Source organism: Pseudoalteromonas sp. SG44-5 (genome assembly GCF_014164175.1).
GTDB lineage: Bacteria > Pseudomonadota > Gammaproteobacteria > Enterobacterales > Alteromonadaceae > Pseudoalteromonas > Pseudoalteromonas nigrifaciens.
Window position 1 is genome coordinate 201475 of the sequence record NZ_JACJES010000003.1, and the last position, 23256, is coordinate 224730.

General features: G+C 38.2%; 16 protein-coding genes. 11 read left to right on the top strand and 5 right to left on the bottom strand.

The genetic code is table 11. The annotated features are described in order from the left end of the window. Window positions 1-63 precede the first annotated feature (63 nt). The 4 genes from H5079_RS05560 to H5079_RS05575 all read left to right on the top strand — a co-directional run bounded on the left by H5079_RS05560 (window position 64) and on the right by H5079_RS05575 (window position 4532). The gene (locus H5079_RS05560) at window positions 64-879 is read left to right on the top strand and encodes an acyl-CoA thioesterase II (RefSeq protein WP_182683647.1); all 816 of its coding nucleotides are present in this window, start codon (window positions 64-66) and stop codon (window positions 877-879) included. Between the two features lie 157 nt (window positions 880-1036). Beyond that, the gene (locus tag H5079_RS05565) at window positions 1037-2266 is read left to right on the top strand and encodes a paraquat-inducible protein A (RefSeq protein WP_182683648.1); all 1230 of its coding nucleotides are present in this window, start codon (window positions 1037-1039) and stop codon (window positions 2264-2266) included. Beyond that, window positions 2263-3918, top strand: coding sequence for an intermembrane transport protein PqiB (gene pqiB, locus H5079_RS05570; protein WP_182683649.1), 1656 nt, complete (start codon window positions 2263-2265; stop codon window positions 3916-3918). The genes H5079_RS05565 and pqiB overlap by 4 nt, the downstream gene beginning before the upstream one ends. Beyond that, window positions 3918-4532 (top strand): PqiC family protein, encoded by a 615-nt coding sequence (locus H5079_RS05575; RefSeq protein WP_011329981.1) that lies wholly within the window; start codon window positions 3918-3920, stop codon window positions 4530-4532. Before pqiB ends, H5079_RS05575 begins: the two co-directional genes overlap by 1 nt. A gap of 16 nt (window positions 4533-4548) precedes the next feature. On the opposite strand, the gene H5079_RS05580 is transcribed toward H5079_RS05575, so the two are convergent. After that, entirely contained in the window at window positions 4549-5055 is a 507-nt protein-coding gene (locus H5079_RS05580; protein WP_089369217.1) for a GNAT family N-acetyltransferase, read from the bottom strand. A gap of 334 nt (window positions 5056-5389) precedes the next feature. Between H5079_RS05580 and H5079_RS05585 the strand changes: the two genes are divergently transcribed. Beyond that, entirely contained in the window at window positions 5390-6772 is a 1383-nt protein-coding gene (locus tag H5079_RS05585) for a Na+/H+ antiporter NhaC family protein (protein ID WP_011329979.1), read from the top strand. An 89-nt stretch (window positions 6773-6861) separates the two neighbouring features. Here the strand turns inward: H5079_RS05585 and H5079_RS05590 are convergent, their stop codons facing one another. After that, on the bottom strand, window positions 6862-9744 hold the full coding sequence (locus H5079_RS05590; RefSeq protein WP_182683650.1) for an insulinase family protein: 2883 nt from the start codon (window positions 9742-9744) through the stop codon (window positions 6862-6864). Between the two features lie 176 nt (window positions 9745-9920). On the opposite strand from H5079_RS05590, the gene H5079_RS05595 reads away from it, so the two are divergent. After that, complete coding sequence (locus H5079_RS05595) at window positions 9921-10340, top strand: MAPEG family protein (protein WP_182683651.1); 420 nt, start codon at window positions 9921-9923, stop codon at window positions 10338-10340. A gap of 71 nt (window positions 10341-10411) precedes the next feature. Here H5079_RS05595 and H5079_RS05600 read toward each other — a convergent pair whose 3' ends face one another. After that, window positions 10412-11152, bottom strand: a complete 741-nt coding sequence (locus H5079_RS05600; RefSeq protein WP_011329976.1) for a peptidylprolyl isomerase — start codon at window positions 11150-11152, stop codon at window positions 10412-10414. A gap of 249 nt (window positions 11153-11401) precedes the next feature. Here H5079_RS05600 and H5079_RS05605 point away from each other — a divergent pair, with 249 nt between their 5' ends. Both H5079_RS05605 and ushA read left to right on the top strand, forming a co-directional pair. After that, window positions 11402-11581 (top strand): hypothetical protein, encoded by a 180-nt coding sequence (locus H5079_RS05605; protein ID WP_041454917.1) that lies wholly within the window; start codon window positions 11402-11404, stop codon window positions 11579-11581. 82 nt (window positions 11582-11663) lie between these two features. Then, the gene (gene ushA / locus H5079_RS05610) at window positions 11664-13280 is read left to right on the top strand and encodes a bifunctional UDP-sugar hydrolase/5'-nucleotidase UshA (RefSeq protein ID WP_182683652.1); all 1617 of its coding nucleotides are present in this window, start codon (window positions 11664-11666) and stop codon (window positions 13278-13280) included. Between the two features lie 379 nt (window positions 13281-13659). Here the strand turns inward: ushA and H5079_RS05615 are convergent, their stop codons facing one another. Both H5079_RS05615 and H5079_RS05620 read right to left on the bottom strand, forming a co-directional pair. Next, window positions 13660-14607, bottom strand: coding sequence for a hypothetical protein (locus H5079_RS05615; protein WP_182683653.1), 948 nt, complete (start codon window positions 14605-14607; stop codon window positions 13660-13662). Further along, complete coding sequence (locus tag H5079_RS05620) at window positions 14604-15494, bottom strand: hypothetical protein (RefSeq protein ID WP_220488943.1); 891 nt, start codon at window positions 15492-15494, stop codon at window positions 14604-14606. The genes H5079_RS05615 and H5079_RS05620 overlap by 4 nt, the downstream gene beginning before the upstream one ends. 212 nt (window positions 15495-15706) lie before the next feature. Between H5079_RS05620 and H5079_RS05625 the strand changes: the two genes are divergently transcribed. The 3 genes from H5079_RS05625 (at window position 15707) to H5079_RS05635 (ending at window position 23216) form a co-directional block, all read left to right on the top strand. Then, a complete protein-coding gene (locus tag H5079_RS05625; RefSeq protein ID WP_182683655.1) occupies window positions 15707-16573 on the top strand; it encodes a S1/P1 nuclease in 867 nt (288 codons plus the stop codon). Window positions 16574-16601: 28 nt separating this feature from the next. Next, a complete protein-coding gene (locus H5079_RS05630; RefSeq protein ID WP_182683656.1) occupies window positions 16602-19808 on the top strand; it encodes a TonB-dependent receptor in 3207 nt (1068 codons plus the stop codon). Between the two features lie 318 nt (window positions 19809-20126). Beyond that, complete coding sequence (locus tag H5079_RS05635) at window positions 20127-23216, top strand: TonB-dependent receptor (protein ID WP_182683657.1); 3090 nt, start codon at window positions 20127-20129, stop codon at window positions 23214-23216. The last annotated feature ends 40 nt before the right edge of the window (window positions 23217-23256 follow it).

The following is a 23256-nucleotide window of genomic DNA, read 5'->3' on the forward strand; positions in this document are numbered from 1 at the left end:
GGTCTGACAAGTTCGGCTGTGTTATATATTTAGTAATTCGTACTTTTAAGGACACGCTAACTAATGAATTTCGATCATTTGCTGCAACAAGCCGCTAATATTAATAATAAAGACGACACTAATAATGTGGCAAACACCATGCAGTTTGAAGCTAATTGGTGCCAAGGGCGCACCGCTTTTGGTGGGTTATCTGCAGCACTTTTATATCAAGCAATGAGAGCTCAAGTAAATAGTGAGCGCCGGTTATTGTCTTTAAGTACTAACTTTGTTGGCCCGCTGCTTGCCGATACGCCATTTTCTTTATCGGTAGAAATACTGCGTGAAGGCAAAAGTAGTACTCAAGTACTGGCCAAAGCAATTCAAAACGAACAAGTGTGTGTAATTGTACAAGCCTGCTTTGCTAGTAACCGCAACTCAGCTATTAATGTACCCGTTGCAAAGTCGTTAGGCTTACAGGAAGTTAATGAGCGCCATACATTGCCATTTATACAAGGGCAAATGCCGGAGTTTTTTCAACATGTTGATTTATGCCCACAACAAGGTGCTATGCCTTTTAGCAGTGCAGAAACCTCCCATTTAGGCGGGTGGATGCGCTTTAAAGAAACTCCAGCGGCCATTACAGAAGCACATATTATAGCGCTAACCGATGCATGGCCTCCTACTTTATTACAAATGTTTAAACAACCAGCGCCTGCCAGTAGCATGTCGTGGTATTTAGAATTTGTGCAAGCGCCTAACTTAACTCCTGGTCAATGGTTGGGCTTTGAAGCAATTACCCATCATGCAAAAGGTGGTTACGGCTTAGAAGACGGCTGTATTTGGTCGCAATCGGGTGAGCTGATTGCCCTTACTCGCCAAACAGTGGCATTATTTGATTGATGTATAAGCAGTGGTATTAGCTATATATAATGTAGCGAGTGCCACTGCAATGCACTCTTAACTAATAATTAATTACGCTCAACAACAGTTATAACATTTGTATTTAGGCGATAATTATAGCAAAATTTAACTCTTTGTTTAATTCTAAGCGAACACTTTGCAAATAGCGTGTCCTTGTTGCGACTATATTATTGAGGTCCCCCTGGTTGAGGCTAAAAATGTCGCAACGTGCCCCCATTGCGGGCATAAGGTTTCTGACTCAGATACAGATCACGACAGCCGAGTTGTAGCGCTGAGCTTTAGTGCCTTGTTAATGCTACTTAGCAGCATGTTTTATCCTTTTATTTCGTTTAGCAGCAGCGGTATTACGCAAACTATAACCTTGCCCGATGCCGCGCGTATTTTATTTAATTACGATAGTAACTTGTTAGGGCTGTTTATTGATTTAAGTATTATAGCCCTGCCTATGAGCTTACTTATTATACTAATACCATTACATTTAGGCGCGCTTAGAGCGCTACCTCAAGGTATTGCTCGACGATTATTAAAATTTACCCTAGCGCTTGAGCCTTGGATTATGTCGGAGATTTTTCTCATTGGCGTACTTGTTAGTATGGTTAAAATAATGTCTCTCGCGGATATTAGTTTTGGGGTGAGCTTTTGGGCTTATGTGGGCTTTGTTATTTTATATATTAGTGCGTTAACACATTTAAACCGCCCCCGCTTGTGGGCACAAATTGGCCCAGTAGAAAAACTTGAAAATATAAACCTTACTCAGCGCGCCATTGATAACGATATAAAAGCTTGCCATGTGTGCCATCAACTATGCACGCAAAGTGTTTGTAATCGTTGCCATAGTAAAACCTATATTAGAAACCCCAACAGTGTACAAAAAGCTACGGCTTGGTTAATTACCTCTATTATTTGCTATATTCCAGCCAATGTTTTACCCATTATGTATACCACCAGTTTAGGCGATGAAAGCCCTTCAACCTTAATTGCTGGTGTTATTGCGCTGTGGCAAAATGGCTCATACCCTATTGCCATGATTATATTTATTGCCAGTGTTGTAGTCCCACTTGCAAAGGCTTTAGTATTGAGCTTTTTGTGCTTTATGGTTGCCAAACCCGCAAATGATCACACCATAGGGTATACACGTATTTATCAACTTACTGAATTTATTGGGAAATGGTCTATGATTGATGTGTTTGTTGTGGCCATTTTAGTTGCTTTGGTACAATTGGGTAACTTAATGTCGGTAACGCCCGGCTTAGGCGTTGCCTTTTTTACTGTTATGGTACTATGTCAAATGATGGCAGCTCACGCCTTTGACCCACGTTTGCTATGGGATTCACCTAAAAATAATAACGCAGAGAATAATGCATGACCGAAACCGCTAATATTACACAAAAATCAAAAATTTCTGCAATTTGGATTATTCCCGTTATTGCCCTGTTTGTGGGTGTTTGGATGCTTTATCAATACCAAACTAATTTAGGCCCCACTATTTATATAACCATGCCACAAGCGGAGGGGATAGTTGCGGGAAAAACCGAAATTAAAGTACGCAGTGTTAAAATTGGCCAAATAGATCATGTGCGTTTATCCGACTCGCAAGACAGTGTTATTGCCCGCGCTCAAATAGATAAAAACTACGATAACTTACTCACCGAAGATGCCAAAATTTGGGTGGTAAAACCGCGTATAGATGAAACCGGCATTAGTGGCATGAGTACGCTTTTATCAGGTGTATATTTAGAGTTTTCGCCTGGAGAAAGTAAAAAGAAAAAAGAAAAGTTTGAACTACAAGACGAGCCGGCCTTAATCGGTAAAGATGTTAAAGGCGGACGCTTTAAGTTATTGAGCTACAACGCTGAGGTACTTGAAGTAAGTACCGGTATATTTTTCAAAAACTATAAAATTGGGCAAATAGAAACCGCGACATTTGATTGGAAAAACCAAGCCATGAAGTACGGTATTTTTATTAAAGCACCCTACGAAAACCTGATCACCTTAAATTCTATTTTTTGGGTTAACTCAGGTATAGAAATTGACCTTTCTGCTGATGGCATAAACATTAATACCGGATCGCTTAGTAAACTTTTAAAAGGCGGTATATCGGTGGGCTTACCCGATCAACAAGCACCTGGCGATATTGCCCAAAATGAGCATAGCTTTTCGCTTAGTCAAAGCTATAAAGAAGCACTTGAAGAGCGCTTTTACGACTTTGACTACTATCTTATTGAGTTTGAGCAATCAATTCGCGGCCTGCGCGCTGGCGCTCCGGTTGAATACCGAGGAACTCGAATTGGTACAGTAGTAGAAGCCCCTGCCAATGTGATTATTAACGGCAAACCAGCTCACTTTAAAAACCAAAATACGGCTGTACCTGTGCTTATTAAAATAGAATATGGGCGCCTGTACCACGATAACGATTTAGCTAAAGAGTATTGGCAAACGAGTTTAAGTGGCTGGGTAAGCAATGGTATGCGCGCTTCGCTTAAACCGGGTAATTTACTTACCGGTGCTGTGTATGTCGACTTTGACATTTATACCGATGCGCCTGATGCAAAACTAGAAAAACTGGCTCAATATGATGTTTTTCCAAGTATATCTAGCGGTATTACTGTATTAGCCGATCAGGTTTCTGATGTACTTAATAAGGTAAACGAGCTAAAAATCGAAGATAGCCTAGCACAAATGCAAGCCACTTTTAGCGACTACCAAGGGTTGGCCAACGACATGCGCGATTTGCTAAACCAAAAAGACACACAAAATTTACCGGGTGACTTTAATCAAAACTTCAAAAAAATGACCAAGAGTATGGAACAATTTGAAGTCACTATGCGCCAATTTGATAAAACCATGGCCAGCTATCAAGCAGGTTCGCAGTTTAATAATCAGCTACAGCAAACCTTACAAGAGTTTAAACGTTTAAGTGAGCAACTACAGCCGCTAACTAAAGGCCTAAATGAGCAGCCTAATATGTTTATATTTGATAAAGCATTACCCGCAGACCCAAAACCAAGGAAGCAATAATGGTTAAATCATCTTTTTTTGTTATTTTACTCGTTTTACTGCTTAGTGGTTGCAGTTCATCAATTCAAACTGCCATCGCGTATTATCAGTTTGAACAACCTATTGTTGCCTCCTCAAGAGATGTAAGTGCAACTGATGCGCAATTAAGAGTACAAACAGTTGTACTGAGGGGCGCCTTAAATAATCGCGGCATTGCTATGAAAATAGATCACAATCAAATTCATGCTGCAAACTATCACTTATGGGGTGAGTCACCTGATTCGATGCTCACCGTAAGTGCCCAACAAACACTCTTTAATGCCCTACCTAACTGGATGGTAATAAAAGGTTTACCGGTGATCACCGAGCTAGATCAACAAACTTTTTATGAATTAGAATATGAAATTCATCATTTTAATGGCGACCTACAAGGCAACGCAGATATATCTGGGCTATGGCGTTTATATTATACCCATCCCGAAACAGGCCGACGCTTATTAAGTTTGCACAATTTTGCTAATGTAACGCAACTCGACGGTGACGGCTATGATGCGCTAGTAGCAACACTTGAAAAAACCTGGCAAGAAATCAACCTAGCAGTAGCCAAGCAAATTGAACAAACGCGGTTTAAATAATCATTACTAAAATTATTTAATGATATAAAAATAAAGAAACAACGCTGCGGCTTTCTTTATCTATTATTACTTGCCCTTGTGGCTTAAAGCCAAGCTTAATTAACACATTTTGTGATGCGCTATTATCTATTGAGGTAATGGCGCATAATTTATTAATGCCATATATACTTTTATTTTCAACTAACGCTTTTGCAGCTTCGTAAATATACCCTTGTTTTTCAAACGCTGTTAATAACGCAAATCCTATATCGGGGTGCTGCAACATTGCACGGCTATAAAAACCAACAACCCCCACTAACTGCTGATTTTTTAAAGTGATCACATAAGGGCCAAACCCTTGCGATTGGTGCGCCTCACTAAAAGCTTGCTTAATATAGGTTATAGCATCCTCAAGGGTATAAATTTTTTTATCCCCAATGTATTTTATAAAACTTTTTTGATTTACTAACTTTAATAAATCGCCAGCATCTGCTTCAACTGCATGGCGAATAATTAATCGCTCGGTATTAAATTGCCTTCGCATGTATTGTTATCCTTCTGGTTTGTAGCGTTATATTCAGCCAAATAATAAAAATGAGTCAATTAAAGCATTTATTTGTTGACTGAAGATGTAAAGCAGATTACTTTTGCGCCGATGTTTTTATAGGCATAACAAAAGCGGTTGCACTCCTTGCACCGTCTGGCGCCAAGCCAACGCATATTACTGCTGATTATTAATTTAAAATAACAGTTCCCTAGTGATATCGCGTGCAAAAGCAGTGACTTGGAAAGTGATAATACTACTAACTTATCATCTTCTTTGTTTTTGTTAAGCAGTTTAAATTTTTAAATATGCTTTTAATTTTGTGAATACTTAAATGCTTGAACCTTCTGCGTTAAGCTTACTGCCGCCTTTAGTGGTAGTTATTTTGGCTGTAGTACTACGCCGCCCTATTTTATCTTTATTAATTGGTGCCCTTGTTGGGCTCATAATGGCTGATCCCTCGCAGGTATTGGCTAATTTTGCCAGCACCTCACTTAAAGTAATGAGTGACGAAACCATTGGATGGCTAATATTGGTGTGTGGTGGTTTTGGTGCGTTAATCGCCTTATTAGTCCGTACCGGTGGTGCTTCTGCATTTGGTAAGTTGGCACTTAAATACACTAAGGGCAAACGCTCTTCATTATTTATGACCTTTTGCCTTGGATTAGTTATTTTTATTGATGACTATTTAAATGCGCTTACTGTGGGTGAAACCATGAAACGCATTACCGATAAATTTAAAGTAAGCCGTGAAATGCTAGCCTACGTTGTCGACTCAACTGCGGCACCAATTTGCGTACTTGTGCCCCTATCTACGTGGGCGGTATTTTTTGGTGGTTTACTCGTAGATAACGGTATTGCTGAAGAAGGCAAAGGCATTGCTGTTTACATTCAGGCTATTCCGTATATGTTTTACGCATGGTTTGCGGTACTCGTTGTGCTGTTAGTGGTACTTGGTGTGATCCCTGCTTTTGGCCCAATGAAAAAAGCAGAACAGATGGCACAAATTGAGCAAGCACAAGTCGATCCGGCGCAATACAGTGAAGTACAAACAGCAGACGAGTACGCGGTAAAAGCAGTAGAAGAAAACTTTGAAGATGCTGATCCTAAAGGTAAATTACATAACTTTTTATTGCCTATTATTTTATTAGTCGGCTTTACCGTTTACTTTGAGATAGACGTTTATAAAGGTTTACTGGCCACTATGGCTATAATTTTGCCCTTTTATGCACTACAAAAATTAATGTCGTTTAGTGAAATGATTGAACGTATGCTCGATGGATTTAAAAGCATGATACCGGCTATAGGCACGGTTATAGCCGCGTTTATATTTAAAGATGTGTGCGATTTAATTGGCTTGCCGCAATATGTTATTAATAGTTTAAGCCCATACATGACCGCGGGTTACTTGCCTGCAGTGGTATTTATTGCAATGTCTGTTTTAGCATTTGCAACGGGCTCAAGCTGGGGAATATTTGCTGTGTCTATTCCTATTGTTATGCCGCTGGCAACGGCGGTAGATGCTAATATTCCATTAGTCATTGGCGCGTTATTATCAGCATCATCGTTTGGCAGCCAAGCATGTTTTTATTCAGACTCAACGGTATTAGCAGCCCAAGGCGCTGGCTGTAACTTAATGAGCCACGCTGTTACACAATTGCCTTATACGCTTATTGCTGCAGCACTTGCAGTGATAGGCTTTTTACTAATGGCTTAAGTTTTAGTGATGGCTTAAATTAACTGAAATAAATAAAAACCCCAATGTAGCAATACATTGGGGTTTATTTTTAGCTGTAAAAATAAAGCTTATTTTTGTAGTTTAATACCATTGTAATAGGCATCTAGCGTGGTGATTTTTGTTTGATTTGGTAAATCGGCGAAGTCACTTTCTATAAACTTAGTCCCGCGTAATTGCACATTTAAACGTGCCGCATTAGGGTTAAGCATTGTTTGTTGGTAATAGTCTTTAATATCGCTAAGCGTTACTTTCTCAACTTCATTTATTAACTGTTGCTTTGAATCAAAATTAAAGTTTTCACGATACCAATCATTTAATAGTGGGCTCATTTCGTCACTTAAGTTTTTAGGTTGCTCTTTAAGCGATACTAACGTGGCATTTTTAAGCTGTGCAAACGTCTCTTCACTCATGTTGTCGAGCTCAACTGCATACTCTTTTTTAAACAGATCAAAACGCGTTTGTATTTCTTTTGGCCCTTTTACTGGTGTTTGAATAAACAAACCAATCGCTGAGTAATCCTCTATGGGGCGAGCTAACGCACCAACGGCATACGCAAGTTGCTCCTCGGTACGCATTTTATCAAATGCAATGGTTCTAAAATGCCCTTGTAGCACGGCAGCTTGTGCTTTTTGTTTGTAACCCGGTGTTGGATGAACTGTCATATCAACCACAGCTACATCGGCTACATCTATATCTTTTTGTAACACTATGGTTTCACCTGGTTGTGGTAACCATGCTTTACTGCGCGCAAACTCAGTGTGTTTATAGTTACTTGGCAAAATAGCACTCAGCTCGGATGCTATTGCTGCTATGTCTTGCTGGTTATAGTTACCATAACTAAATACGCGTAAATCGTTATTAGCAAAGGTGTTTTGTTTTAAAGCATTAAAATCAGCTAAAGTTAAAGTGTTGGCTGTGCTAATTAAAGTATCAGTATCAAAGCTACCGGTACGGCTTAATTTTGTATATTCAGCAAATGCTTGCGCGTAAGGAAATTGTTTTTGCTGGTTAAGTAAATTACGTTTAAAACGATCTACAGCTTGGTTAAATGCTTGCCCACTTATATCACTGTTTAGCCCACTTAATGCTTGTTTAAGCAGTACATTTTGCTTATCTGTAAAGCCACTCATAGACAAAACTAAACCATTACTTGGTGCAAGGTTTACGCTCATACCTGCAATAGCAGCCTCAGTGCTTAGTTGGCTTTGCTGTATGTTGTACAGATCGGCCCAAACAGAGTATAAAACCTCCGCTTTTACATCGTTTAGCCCCGGCTGGGTATTTATATAAACTTCAACAAGTCCCTTTGGTTGCTCTGCAAATTTTTGACTTGCCTGACGCCATATTTTCACGCCATTTTTATCATAAGCAAGCTCTGGGGAGTTTTGTTGTTTAAATGCTTGGGTTTTAATAGCAAAATTTTCTGGTAATAAGTTATTTACGCTCGGTAGCGCTAAATTAAACTGGCTTTTTTTGTTCCAGCTTGCAACTTCCTGTGCGCTTATGTCACTAATGCGGTATTTACCGTCGTAAAAGTGAAGCTGTGAGTCGGTTTCTTCTTGCTGCGATACATACCAAATGCGTAAAGTGTCGGCATTTAATTGTTTAAGCACTTTATTTACTGAGTCTGCATCAAACTTAGCGTAATAATAAGGCGCATTAATGGCATGATTTAACGGGTAGTCTTGCATGCTTTGAGTCAATGTACTTACATAGTTAAACTCATCACCTTTTTCTAAAAACTTAAATTGATTATTTAACGAGGTACGAATTTCGTTAAAGTATTTACTATCAACGCCCTCTTTTTTAATCAATTCAATATACTGCATTATAGTCGCCACTATCGTTTCACGATTTTGCATGCCTGTATCGGTAAGCTCTACGTTAACGTTTAACGACCCGTAGTTGCCATAGTGGGTTGGCACTGCCGATGCTGACAATTGCGATACCCACCCCTTATCACGTAATATTTGCGCTGGACTGCCAGGCATTTCATTACTTAATAAGTAGGCCACAAAGCGATTAGGCTTGAGTGCAAATTCGTTATTGTTATTGCTAATGGTAAAATCAAGTTGTAACTGTTTTACATCTTCATTAGGGGCATAAAACACGCGCTTACCACCGGCATTATCAAAGTTAAGCTTGGCGGTTACTGTTGGTTTTTCGATGTTTTTATTTTTAATATCAGCAAAGTATTTTTGTGCTTTTTGCTCCATTGCCGCAATTGGCAAATTAGAAATAAGCGCTACTTTCATAATATTTGAAGAGTAGTATTTATTATAAAAATCAACTGTCTCTTTGTGTAATGAGCTGCCTTCTTTGTCACCTAAGGTTTCTAGGTTGCCAATTAAAAAACGGTTAGCTGGGTGGTCACCCATCATTTTACGCGCTAGTTTAAACTGCCCAAAAAAGTCCATTTCGCGGCGCATTGACCACTCTGCATTTACTGCATTTTTTTCTTTGTCTGTGTATTCAGGGTATAACTTAGGGGCTTTAAAAAAGTCAGCAAAACGGTCTAACCCTTCATCAAACGCATCGTTGTTAATTTTAAACATATAGTTGGTAATATCGAGCCAAGTATAGGCGTTGTGCGCGCCACCATTTTTGGTCATAAAGTCAGAGTACCCTTTAGTATCTGGGTAGCGCTCTGTGCCTAAAAACAGCATATGCTCTAAATAATGGGCCATGCCTTGTTGGCTCATTGGGTCATGTAATAAACCCACTCCAACACTTAATGCCGCGGCTGATTTTTCAGCACTGGGGTCTGATACTAAAATAACTTCAATGTCGTTAGCTAATTTAAGCGTTTTATATTCGCGATTATCATTAGGGCTTACAACGAGCGAGTCTGATAATAAAACAGTTTGAGGTGCCTGAGATACAGATGATGTATTTGAACAACCGCTTAGTACAGCAAGTGCAATGGCACTAAAGCCAATAAGTTTTTTCATTTTATTTCCATTAAAAGTATGTCGCAACTGCGATCTACGCTTATTTAAAAAGCTATTTACAGCCTAAATTAACATTTTAGATTAATGTTTTGCCACAATTTATCCGTTAATTGTGTAACACATTGTGAAAAACACCTGCATACTGCAACTAATTCAAATAATAATAAGGAAAAACCATGGAAAAGTTGATCATTTTAGCTATGTTCGCCCAAGTTTTACTCTCACTCATTGTAATGATTATTATGGGTAAAAGACGTTTTGCCGCAGCTAAAAATAAACACATCAATTTAACCGACTTTGCCACTATGCGTTTAGATAATGCAGGTGACAATGTGCGTGTTGCTGATAGAAACTTTACCAATCAATTTGAAATACCCGTGTTGTTTTATGCTGGGTGCTTACTTGCAATGCAACTCAATAGTGCAAGCATTCTGGTGGCTGTTTTAGCTTGGCTGTTTGTGATTTCGCGTATTTTACATAGCATTGTTCACTTAGGCAGTAATAAAATAAGAATACGCTTTAATCTATTCTTAATAGGCTGTGGCAGTGTATTTGCGTTATGGCTGGTAATAATTTGGCGGGTATTACTGTTTTAACTTTTACATTAAACAACTAAAAACCCCGCTATTTAACACCCATAGCGGGGTTTCTTTATTTTAAGTATTTGTTATTTAGCGCGCTTTAAACGTGGTAACACTAATAATAAAGCCCCTAGTAACCAAGCCATACTACCGCTTGAATCTTCTTTTTGCGAAGGTGGCACTACTTGGCTAATTAAAGTGTTTTTAGCCGGTGTAAGGTTCTGCGCTGAATTAGGATCGTCATCTATAACTAATACGCTTTGAATAGTCACTAAATTAGCATTACTAATGGTTACATCACTTTTTAAGCACTGCTCTGTAGTGATACCAACTACCGGTATTTCACCACAATGTACTAAAGCAGCTATTTTATCTAAAGTCGCTTGGCTATCATCCGTAATCTGTCCAAACACAGTAAAACCACTGTTTTGCACATCCAAGTTGGCACTATTATCTTTTAAGTTAAAAAACCACTGGCTAGTTGCGCTGTTTGGGTTTCCACCTAGTTTAGCCATGGCAATCGTGCCTTTAACATTAGAGTAAATAGGTTCGTTAATGACTGCTGGCTTGGTTGTAATTCGATCAAAATCATCTGAGTAGGTAAAACCGCCACCTTGGATTATGAAATCTTTGACTGAGCGATGAATCACTGTTTGGTTATACGCTGCATCATCTAAATAACTCATAAAGTTTTCTACAGTTTTTGGTGTTTTTTGATCAAATAAATTAATTTTAATAACACCTTGGCTGGTACTTACTTCTACAATGGTTGCTGAACTGGCAAAGCTTACTGCGCTAAGTAACGAGGCTAATAAAAGCTTTTTCATCGTTTTTCCCTATTATTATTTTATTTAAGTGTAAAGTTTAGTGATACTTAGAGTAATGCGAGTAAGACTAAAAATCGACTGCAAAATAGCCCCTGATACAATTCAAACCAAGTCGGTTACAACTTAATTACATTTCATCACCTTCCTACTGAACTTATCCTTGTAAAAACGCTGTTTAATGAAAATGCACTTATAAATTGTTTTATTTTTGTTATGATTCCTCTGCAAATTCGTAAATGGAGAATTGTAATGTCAGAAAAAAACAACCAAATTTGTGATTTTGGTTTACATAAGGGAGAGCCCTACACACGCTTACCTGCTAGTTTTTTAATCTGGATGGTAGGTATTAATCATCAAAAAGCCAGATATGCCAGCGAAGAGCTAAAACGTAGAGAGTTAGCTGCTACTAAAAAATTAAAGTGTGATTAAAGAATGTAAAAGTGTGTTTTTGTAGCAAACTAGTTAAACTATGCGCCAATAAACGTAAGTGCTTTTAATCAATAGGTGTTTTATGCGCATAATTTTTTTGTTTGTCATTGCTTTTAGTGTACTTGGGTGTAGTACTACACTCACTAGCCCCGCCCCACAATATTTAACCGTACTGCATACTAACGATAATCATGGTCGCTTTTGGCACAATGAAAAAGGTGAGTATGGCATGGCTGCCCGTAAAACCCTGATTGACTCGCTACGCAATAAAGCAATCGCGCAGGGGCATACAGTACTGCTGCTCTCAGGTGGCGATATAAATACCGGCATTCCAGAGTCAGATTTACAATACGCTGAGCCTGACTTTAAAGGCATGTCGTTAATTGGTTATGATGCGATGGCCCTTGGAAATCATGAATTTGATAACCCGATGAGCGTGCTTAAAAAGCAACAGCAATGGGCTAACTTTCCTTTTTTATCGGCAAATATATTTGAAAAATCGACCGGTAAAAATGTATTTGATAGCTATAAAGTATTTAATAAAAATGGGCTGAGTATTGCTGTTATAGGTTTAACCACCACTGATACAGCCAAAATAGGTAATCCCGAATATATTCGCCAATTAGAGTTTAAAGATCCAATCGAAATCACGGCACAATTAGCACAAAAAATTAAAGCACAATATAACCCCGACATTACTATTGCGCTCACTCATATGGGGCATTATGTGGATGCCAGCCACGCAATTAATGCGCCTGGAGATGTAACACTTGCGCGCTCACTGCCAACTAACACCTTAGATATGATCATCGGTGGTCACTCTCAAGAGCCTGTATGTATGGCGGCTAAAAACGTAAATGACGATAACTTTAAACCCGGCCTAGCCTGCACGCCCGATCAACAAAATGGCACTTGGATAATGCAAGCCCACGAATGGGGTAAATATGTTGGTAAAGCCGAATTTAAACTTGAAAATGGCCAGCTAACCCTCTTAAATTATAAACTGCTACCCGTTAATTTATATGTTGATAAACAACACGCGAATGGCACAACGTCTAGTGTATTAGCTAACGAGTACATTGAGCCTAATCCAGAGTTAAACGCATTTTTAGCCGAGTATCAGGAAAAAGGCGCTAAACAAATTGAAGGTAAAATTGGTTATGTAAATGCCAGACTTGAGGGCGATCGCAATAAAGTACGCTACCAACAAACAAATTTAGCTCGCGTTATTATTCAAGCGCAAATGAACAGTACCGATGCTGACTTTGGTATTATGAGTGGCGGCGGTGTACGCGACAGTATTGCTGCAGGCGAAGTAAGTTATAAAGATATTTTAAAAGCTCAACCGTTTCAAAATCGAGTGGCTTATATCGATATTGCAGGAGAAGATTTATGGCAATATTTAGAAGTTGTAACGCGTTTCCCGCCTGATTCAGGCGCTTACATGCAGTACCACAAATTATCGTTTGAGCATAAAAACAACACCTTAGTAAAGGTATTAATAAATGGGCAAGCATTAGATAAAAGTAAAACTTACCGTATGAGCATTAATAACTTTAACGCCTCAGGTGGTGATGGCTACCCTGCACTAACCACAGCAAAAGGTTTTGTAGTTACTGATGAAACAGACTCTAACGCATTAAAGCGTTTTTTTGCAGAGCACAGCCCGATAGATGCGGCCCAGTTTGCCCCTAAATAATCTATATTTTGGAGATAGTAGGAACGAGGGTCTGTTGACCTTTGCGGATTAAAATTTGTTCAAACTAGGGGCGATTTAATCACGGCGTGAGGTTTGTAACCTAGTGGGCTCGATAACTGCTCCTGCATTATTCTACTGGCTTACATTCATTTAAGAATAAGTAAAAACCAAGCAAAGCTTCCGCGTCCTGCTCACGCCCCTTACCTACATCCATATAGGCATCGCCCCTAGGCAGAACCCTTCGGGCAGCGCATGTTTGGCATTGATGCTACGTTATCGCCTATTTATGGGGAATAACCACATCACATAGGCTCTAACTTGCCTAAATACCAAACACACTGCTGCAAATTCAACCTTGAAAGATAAACAGACCCTAATATTACTTGCCTACTATTTCTAAATCGCCTTTAACAATATTAACTAACCCGTAACTGTGTAGCCGCGAACGAGAACCCTCTCCAAATGCCTTAGGCGGATAAAAAATTTCTTTTTGTTGCGGGTATTCACTCAACACTTCATCTAACGCCGCGCGTATTTCGCTCAATGTTTTTTCAAGGCTATTATTAAAGTTAGGGCGCTTGCGGATCGTGTGTCCCAGCTCTACTAATCGATAAAAATATTTATTAGCTAATTCAATTAGCTCACCAGGTACATCTTTATTATGGCTGAGCACAACATCGCTATTATTGTTACAAAATTCAATAAGCGCTAAATAAAAACTAAGTGGTTTATTTGCTAAACATACTTGGTATTGCGGATTAATATTAACTGACACCGTTTTAGTATTTAGATTAATAACTAACACGGGTGATTTACTTTCCTCAACAGGTTCAGGCTGCAGCGTAGCTAACTGCTTACTTTTTTGCTCTATTGTAATAACCTTTTTCAGCCAGTGGCTAACAAAAGCACTTAACATAAAAATAGCGACATAATAATAAATATAACGCCACGGCCATGGCTGTGGTTTTATATCAAAAACTAAAAAAACAGGGCCAATACTGGTCGTTAAACGCGTAAAAAACTGCGCTCCGGTTAATGTGGTTGATAGCTTTTTATCAGCGACAATATTTAACAATAACAAATTAGTGCCGATTAGTTGCGAATTTAACTGCTCTAAATAACTATTTATATTATCTATATTACTGGAGTACTTAAGCAGGTCATTAGATAGCTCGAGTAAAGGTAAGTCCAGCGCTACCTGCTTTTCTATCGTGGCTATATTAAGCTTTTGCACTTGCTGTTGTTTATAGCTTACTGAGTAATAAAATACGCTACAAAGTAACAAAAAAATGAATAGCGTAATAAATGAAAATAACTGCTTACTCATACTTCATCTCGCTTATAAGTTACAACGTCATTATCACACTGCCAAAATGACTGCGCACCTTTATAGTAATGAAGAGATTGCTCTTGCGACATGGCTAATAAATGCGCCTGTACCGAGCACAATAAATCGGTATTATTGTGTGGCATTTTTAAATACCAACGCGTGCCTGCAATGTTATTTTTTAGTGGTGTAATATAGTTTTTTGAAAAGCGGTTTGTATCACTTTCTTGCCAAAACGAAGCTATAATATCTACTTTTCCGTTAGCCAATAAATCACGTAAGGCATCATGAGAGCTGGCATAAATAATATTTAAGTTTTCGAGGTTAATATCCAACTCTTTAAATACTTGCTTGGGCAATATATGGCCTGAGCGACTGGTTGGATAATCTAATAATCCAATACGCTTACCCAAAAAGTACTCTTTTGTTATTTTAGGTTTTTCTTTAGCCGAAATAAAAAATGCAGTGTAATCAGAAAACCCAACTACAGGCTGGTAGTTATAGGTAGTCTCGGCTTTAAATGCTTCCATAATATTGTTTTTAGTTAAAATAAGATCTGCAATGCCTTTTCCTACAAATTCAAAGCTTTCCGTCGTGTTATAGCGCCAGTAACTTACAACCGAACCGTACTGCTTAGCTACCACCTCATCGGTGCACAAGCTATGTGCTAATGTACCTGCTATTTTTTTTGATGGTGCAAAAATGATTAACTGGTTTTCATTTTTAATTGCAGATGTTTGGCATTCAATTGATGTTTCTATTAATTTTACAAAGCGTAACTCACTGCTATCAACACTTAGTTGACCACACACCCACACCAAAACAATTAACAAATATAAAAATACAATTAACAGCATTTTATTGTAAATGACGCATTTAATGTTCAAACAAAACATCCTAATATTATTATTAGCCTATTTGAACAATTTTAATTACTTATTGCAATAAGTAATTTTACCTATTAACTATAAGCATCTGATTTAATTGATTTACCTACAAGTTAATATAAATATTCTTAACGCCTTCCTATCTTCCAAATAAACAAGGACAATTGACCGGGTTAGTGATTTTGACCCTATAATAATTTGAAGGAAACCAAATGCGTAACAACTTAATGTCCTCAGTTAAAGCAACGCTGGTTGTCAGTGCTGTACTTGTTTGTACTAATGCCCATGCATGGGGTCAAAATGGACACAGGATCATAGCTAAAATAGCAGAGTCTCACTTAAGTGAGACAACAAAAACAAAACTTTTGCCGTTATTAAATAATGAATCTTTAGCACAAGTGTCTACTTGGCCAGATGAAATGCGCTCTGCTCCTGGTGAGTTTTGGCAAAGAAAATCATCACGCTGGCATTATATTAATACATCTGCAAACAAACCTATTTCACTCAATCATTCTCATACAAAAAACAAAGAATCTGTTACCAACATTCTTGAAGGTATTCATTACTCAATTAAAGTACTTCAAGACGAGCAAAGTTCATTAGATGCTAAGCAGTTTAGCTTACGCTTTTTAGTACACCTGGTAGGCGACAGCCATCAGCCTTTTCATGCTGGGCGTGCAGATGACCGTGGTGGTAACAATATTAAAGTGAAGCACTTTGGTCAAGAAACCAACCTACACAGTTTGTGGGACAGTAAGTTAATTGAAGGCGAAAACCTCTCATATACTGAATTTGCTGACTTTATCAATACTAATAATCAAACTTTAATTAGCGAGTACCTAACCAGTACCCCTACTAGTTGGCTAGTAGAATCAAACAACTTAGCAGAATCAATCTATAATAAAAATGAAACAGATATTAGCTATAGTTACATTTTTAACCATATGCCAATAATTAAAATTCGGCTGCAACAAAGCGGAATAAGACTCGCCGGTTTATTAAATAGTTTATTTGATGAATCAGCAACACCGTTAGTCAGTGCACTTAAGATGCAAACTAGCGAAAAAACAACTAACTAAGTAACTTTTAATACGGGAAAACAACATAATGAATAAACTTCGCCTTTCGAAATTAACCGGAGCAATTATTTTAGCTCTTGGTGTTTCTGCAAGTGCTATGGCTGCTGACACGTCATCTGCAATGCGCGGTAAAATCACTACTCCATCTGGTGAAAGTGCTGCAAATGTAAAAATTAAAGTTATTCATGGTCCTACTGGAACTGTAAGTGAACTTACAACCAATTCAAGTGGTACTTTTATAGCTAATGGTTTACGTGTTGGGGGTCCATATACAGTAATAATCGACTCTGATACTTTTAACGACACTACGCTTGAAAACATCTACCTAGAATTAGGTGATACTTATCGCTTAAACTCTCAGCTTAGACCATTAAACATGGAAAAAATTGAAGTTTCTGGCTATAAAATAGTACAACAATCAGGTGGTTCTAGCAGCTCTTTTGGCGAAGATACAATTCAAAACATGCCAAGTTTTAACCGCGATATTAAAGATATTGCTCGCTTAAACCCACTTGCCAGCATTAATGGTAGTGGTGAGCTAACCTTTGCTGGTAATAATCCACGTAGTAATAGCTTAACTGTTGATGGCATTGGCCAAAACGACGATTTTGGTTTGAACTATGGCGGCTACCCTACAGCGCAGCCACCTGTTGCACTTGATGCAATTGAACAAATTTCTGTAGACGTATCTCCTTTTTCAGCAGCTAAAGGCAACTTTGGTGGCGGTACTATAAATGCAGTAACAAAGTCAGGTACTAACGAATTTAAGTTCTCTGGTTTTTACGAAACATCAACCCCAGATATGGCGGGGGATGTAGACAGTATTTCACAAATATACGCAAATGGCAGACCAGCTTTAGATGAAGATGGCCACAGAACATTTGTTACTGAACAAGTAAAGCCAATCCAAACAGAAGCGCGTTACGGTTTTAACTTTGGCGGACCAATACTAGAGGATAAGCTTTTTTACTTTGTAAACTACAATGCATGGAAGAGCGAGTTAGATTTAGACTATGGTTTTGAAGGCTCTGGTGCTGCTAATGAGTATGATGTAACCAAAGAAAGCTTTGATCAGTTTTTATCTATATTAGATAACGTGTACGGTATGCAAGATTCTCTTGGTGGCGACCCTAAAGACACCAATGAGTCATTATTGGTTAAGTTAAGCTGGAACATCAACGATGACCATCGTTTAGACTTTACATACCAATGGCAAGACGATAAAGACGAGCGTAATTTTGGTACTGGTGGCAGTACCGTTTCACTTGCTTCAAATCGTTACACTTACGCGACTAAATTCAACAACTTTGCTACCAAGCTTTACTCAGATTGGAATGAAGACTTCTCTACTGAAATTGGTATTGCTTATAAAGATGTAACATCTGACAGCATCACTAATTCTAAAATTGGTAGTGTTAAAGTTGAAGAATATTTCCGTGGACCAGCTTATCAGTTTGGTACTGATGAATACCGTCATGCCAATAAAGCAGCGACTGAAAATTTAACACTAACTTTTGATGGCACATACTTATTAGACGAACACCAAATTAAGTTTGGTGCTAAGTATGAATCTTTAAATTTATATAATTTATTTGCAGCCAACTCTTTAGGCTCATGGGAGTTTGATAACTTTGCTGGTTTCGAAAACCGCGAAGTAGGTAATTACAAAGGTAAACATGACTTTACTTACAGTAATGCCTATACCAACAACTCAGCAGATACTGCTTACGATGCAACGCGCAGTCAGTTTGCTCTTTACGTAGAAGATACGTTTTATGCTACTGATGATTTAGAAGTAACTGCGGGTGTACGTTATGAGCGTTTGGCATCTGACGATAAACCAACATTGAATGAAAAGTTTTTAGAAACCTATGGTTTTACTAACCAAGAAAACCTTGATGGTGTAGATATTATTTTACCTCGTGTTGGTTTCAAATATTATGCAACAGAGGCTCTTACTATCAATGGTGGCGTAGGTCGTTTCCAAGGCGGTATTCCTAACGTTTGGTATAACAACTCATTCCAAAAAGACGGTCTTACTTTTGTTGACGCACCACAAAGCGTAATTGATGGTTACTATGCAAATAATAACGTCGATTTCACTCAAGTTCCAGACGAAATAAAAGGTTCATTAGTACAAGGTGCGGGTAGCACTAACTATATTGATCCTAACTTTAAATTACCTTCAAGCATCCGTGCGCAAGTTGGTTTTGATTATGAATTTGACTCAGAATTTTTAGGTAATGGCTTTAAATGGCAAGCAGAAATTGCCTACCATAAAAAAGAAAATGAGGCTGTATGGCATAACACAGCAATCAAACCTGTTGGAACAACCGCTGATGGCGATCGTATTATTTATGAAGGTATCTACGAAGGTGACTTAAAAGATAACTTTGATATAGCAATGACCAACTCAGCTGAAGATGGGCGCTCGGTAATCTTCTCTACTGCACTTGCTAAAGAGTGGGATAACGGCCTATATATATCTACCAGTTATGCACATCAAGATATTACAGAAGCTTCAGGTGGTTCATCATCACAAGCACAAAGTAATTATAAACATACAATAACACAAAGCCGTAATGTTGATTTAGCACAGCGTGGTGCTTACGAAGTGGAGCATAGCTTTAAGGTTAATGTGAGCTATAATACTGAGCTTTTTTCTGGCTACCAAACCAAGTTTAACATGTACTTTGAGCGTCGCTCTGGCCGCCCATTTAGCTATACAATGGGTCTTTATGAAAAAGATGATTTAGGCGATACACGTGACTTTTATTCAAACTCGGCTTACCTTGCATACATCCCAACGGGTGCTGATGATGCAAATGTAAACTGGGATGAATCTGGTTTGTCGTGGAGCGAACTTGAAACGCTACTTAACCGTGCTGGTATTTCTGAGCGTGGCCAAATTCTAAACCGTAATACAGGAACTCAACCTTGGGTTACTACTATGGATATTAGTGTTAAACAAGAGATCCCAGGTTTTGCTGAAGGCCATAAAGGTGAGGTTTACTTTATGATTGATAACTTTGCTAACTTACTTAATAGCGACTGGGGTGTTGAAAAGCGTTTAGGCTACTCTGATCAAGCTGTATATGACCTAGCTGGAATAGATGATGAAGGCCGATACATTATCAACAATCGTCATAACGGTGCTGATGTACGCAATTATAGCCAAATTTCTACGTCATCATCTGCATGGCAAGCTAAAATTGGTGTGAGCTATAAGTTTTAATACCTAATAAAACATTACGCTTTATATTAGTTAAACCCATTACAACTTTGTAATGGGTTTTTTCATTTAAACTCCCTTTTTCATCTATTTGTCATAAATAGTATTTACTCTCTTTTACAACACGAACATTTCATTATTAACATTAATAATCCGTAGCATTAATCTATAAACATAAAAAACATTACACTTGTAGCTTATTTGTAAACATAAACTAATGTATAATATGTATAGATTTAGTACTGCATGAATTTGATTCGTTTGTTTAGTGCAAATACTTTATAAATATAAAAAGTTTAATAAACTACATGGGAAAACAAAATGAAAACTCAACTTCGTAAAACAGCTCTATCACTCGCTATTGCAGCCTGTGTAGGCGTAAGTGGTGCTGCAATCGCCAACGAAACGTCATCGTCTGTTAAAGGTCAGATTACGGGTCCAAATGGTAATCCAGCTGTTGATACTCAAATTACAATTATTCATATACCATCAGGTTCAACAAAGACCGCAACAGTTAATGCACAAGGTAACTTCTCGACCAAGGGATTGCGTGTTGGTGGTCCTTATAAAATAATTGTTGATTCTGATACTTATCAAGATACTCAAGTTGAAGATATTTATTTAACGCTAGGACAAACTTACCCTGTAACCGTTGCTCTTCGCTCACAAGAAATGGAACAAATCATTGTAAGCGGCGCACCAATAAGCTCACAATCAGGTAGTACAGGTCCAGCTACATTTTTCACATTAGATGATTTAGAAAACAAACCTGCAATTAATCGTGATTTAAAAGATATTATTCGCGCCGATCCTCGTATTTATATCGACGAAACAAATGCCGGTGCAATTAATTGTGGTGGTGGTAACCCTCGCTTTAATAGCTTAACGGTTGATGGTGTTCGTATGAACGATAACTTTGGCCTTAACTCAAGTGGTTACCCTACCGAAAGAATGCCTTTTTCTTTTGATTCTATTGCACAAGTTGCCGTAGAACTAGCACCATTTGACGTACAATACGGTGGTTTTACCTCTTGTAATATCAATGCAGTGACTAAATCAGGTACCAACGAATTAACTGGTGGCTTCTTCTATGATTATACTAACGACTCAATGTCGGGCGATTCCATTAAAGGTAATAAACAGCAACTTGGTGATTACTCAGAAAAGCGTTATGGTTTTAACGTTGGATTGCCACTAATTGAAGATACACTATTTTTATTTACCTCTTATGAAAAACTTGAAGGCGCACAAATATTTGCATATACCCCATTTGCGAATGGTCGAATTAATCAAGCAACTGTGGATCGTATAACCCAAATAGCTAAAGATAACTATAATTACGATGCTGGCAATATGACGCCTAGCATGCCTGTTGAAGATGAAAAAATATTAGTTAAACTAGATTGGAACATCAACAACGATCATCGTGCTAGTTTTGTGTATAACTATAATGATGGCTTTAGTTTAGCGCAGTCAGATGCTGATGCAAATGAACTCGCATTATCAAGCCACTTTTATGAGCGTGGCGCTGAGCTACAATCTTATGTCACCTCACTTTACTCTGATTGGACAGATAACTTTTCAACAGAAATGCGTATAGGTTACTCAAAATTAGATAACCGCCAAGATTCTTTAGATGCTGCTTCAGGATTTGGTGAATTCCGTATTGATACAGGTGATATAGATGTTTATCTTGGCCCAGATGATTCACGTCAAGCAAATAAACTCAAGTATGATAATTTATCTCTTAAACTAGCCGGTACATACTACTTAGAAGATCATGAGCTTTCATTTGGTTACGAACGTGAAGAGCTAGATGTATTTAACTTATTCGTACAGCATAATGAAGGTGAGTATCGTTTTAACTCTATCGAAGACTTTGAAAATGGTGTAGCGCGTGTTTATTATGGTAATGCTTCAAGTCATAACCCTGATGATGCAGCGGGTGAATTTAAGTACGCACTTAACACTCTTTACGCACAAGACAAGTTTGAGTTAATCGATTACGATGTATCATTCATTGTAGGTCTACGTTACGACTGGTATACCAGCGATGACAAGCCAACTCATAACCAAAATTTTGAAGATCGTTATGGTTTTTCTAATAGCCAAAACTTAGACGGTATAGATTTGTTACAACCGCGTTTAGGCGTTAACTGGATTTATAACGATCAGTTAGAACTTCGTGGTGGTGTCGGCTTATACTCTGGTGGTAACCCTAACGTATGGGTATCTAACAGCTATTCTAATGATGGTGTGCGTAATATTCAGGTAAACCAAAAAAACCTACAAATTTTAGGCCCTAATGCTATTGCATTTAACGGTAATGGTCAGCCTGGTTACGATATCCCACAAGACTTATTTGATAATGTTGGTCAAGGCAGTGCTGATGCAAGCACCAATGTAACAGACCCTAATTTTGAAATCCCTTCTGAGTGGAAATTCTCGCTAGGTGGTACTTATATTACCGAGAGTGAGTATGTATTTAATGTTGATTATCTATATACCGACAAACAAGACTCCGCAATTATTAGCAACCTGGCAAATGTAAAAAGTTCAGTAGCACCTGATGGCCGCCCTGTTTACAGTGATGATTTACATCCTCGTGAGTCTGATCTAATGCTAACTAATGTTAAAGGTGACGACGCATATTCACATGTTTTATCCATAGCAATGAATAAATCTTTTGATAACGGCATTGATTTAGCGCTTTCTTATGCTTATACAGTAGCAAAAGATGTGCATCCAATGACAAGCTCTGTTGCATTTTCTAACTACCATAATATTGCAGTATCAGATACAGAAAACCCAGGGCTTGCTGCATCAAACTACGAAATTCCACATCGCTTTACTATGAGCTTATCTTATAACCATGAAATATTTGATGGTTATGACACTAAGTTCAATCTATTTGGTCAGGCATCGCAAACCAGTCCTTATTCTTATGCGTTTGACTCTCGCTCTGGTGGCTTAGGCTTTAATGACAGCAGTCGTCAATTACTATATGTACCTACCTTAGATGATAGTAAAGTTGTTTACGGCGCTAACTTTGATAAAGCAGCGTTTGATGAGTGGGTTAATAGTGAAGGTTTAGCTCGTGGTCAGATCCAAGAGCGTAATAGTATTGATGGTGATTGGTGGGTGACGCTTGATTTCAAAGTTGAGCAGGAGTTTATGGGCTTTACTGATGATCAAAAAGGCTCAGCTTACTTTGTAATTAAAAACATCGGTAATATGCTGAATGACGATTGGGGCGTGCTAGAAACAGGTAATTCATTTCAAAGTGCTGTTTCTGCAGATATTGTGAATGGACAGTATGTGTTTAACAGCTTTAATAACCCATCGGGTGCAAGCATTGATGTTAAACCATCTCTGTGGGAAATGCGTGTAGGCGTAAAATACACTTTCTAATTAAAATTAGGTAATAATTTTAATTAGTTTAGAGCCCATC

Coding starts and splice junctions, on each gene's coding strand:
- H5079_RS05560 (WP_182683647.1), top strand. CDS start 64: ATGAATTTCGATCATTTGCTGCAACAAGCCGCTAATATTAATAATAAA.
- pqiB (WP_182683649.1), top strand. CDS start 2,263: ATGACCGAAACCGCTAATATTACACAAAAATCAAAAATTTCTGCAATT.
- H5079_RS05575 (WP_011329981.1), top strand. CDS start 3,918: ATGGTTAAATCATCTTTTTTTGTTATTTTACTCGTTTTACTGCTTAGT.
- H5079_RS05580 (WP_089369217.1), bottom strand. CDS start 5,055: ATGCGAAGGCAATTTAATACCGAGCGATTAATTATTCGCCATGCAGTT.
- H5079_RS05585 (WP_011329979.1), top strand. CDS start 5,390: ATGCTTGAACCTTCTGCGTTAAGCTTACTGCCGCCTTTAGTGGTAGTT.
- H5079_RS05590 (WP_182683650.1), bottom strand. CDS start 9,744: ATGAAAAAACTTATTGGCTTTAGTGCCATTGCACTTGCTGTACTAAGC.
- H5079_RS05595 (WP_182683651.1), top strand. CDS start 9,921: ATGGAAAAGTTGATCATTTTAGCTATGTTCGCCCAAGTTTTACTCTCA.
- H5079_RS05600 (WP_011329976.1), bottom strand. CDS start 11,152: ATGAAAAAGCTTTTATTAGCCTCGTTACTTAGCGCAGTAAGCTTTGCC.
- H5079_RS05605 (WP_041454917.1), top strand. CDS start 11,402: ATGTCAGAAAAAAACAACCAAATTTGTGATTTTGGTTTACATAAGGGA.
- ushA (WP_182683652.1), top strand. CDS start 11,664: ATGCGCATAATTTTTTTGTTTGTCATTGCTTTTAGTGTACTTGGGTGT.
- H5079_RS05615 (WP_182683653.1), bottom strand. CDS start 14,607: ATGAGTAAGCAGTTATTTTCATTTATTACGCTATTCATTTTTTTGTTA.
- H5079_RS05625 (WP_182683655.1), top strand. CDS start 15,707: ATGCGTAACAACTTAATGTCCTCAGTTAAAGCAACGCTGGTTGTCAGT.
- H5079_RS05630 (WP_182683656.1), top strand. CDS start 16,602: ATGAATAAACTTCGCCTTTCGAAATTAACCGGAGCAATTATTTTAGCT.
- H5079_RS05635 (WP_182683657.1), top strand. CDS start 20,127: ATGAAAACTCAACTTCGTAAAACAGCTCTATCACTCGCTATTGCAGCC.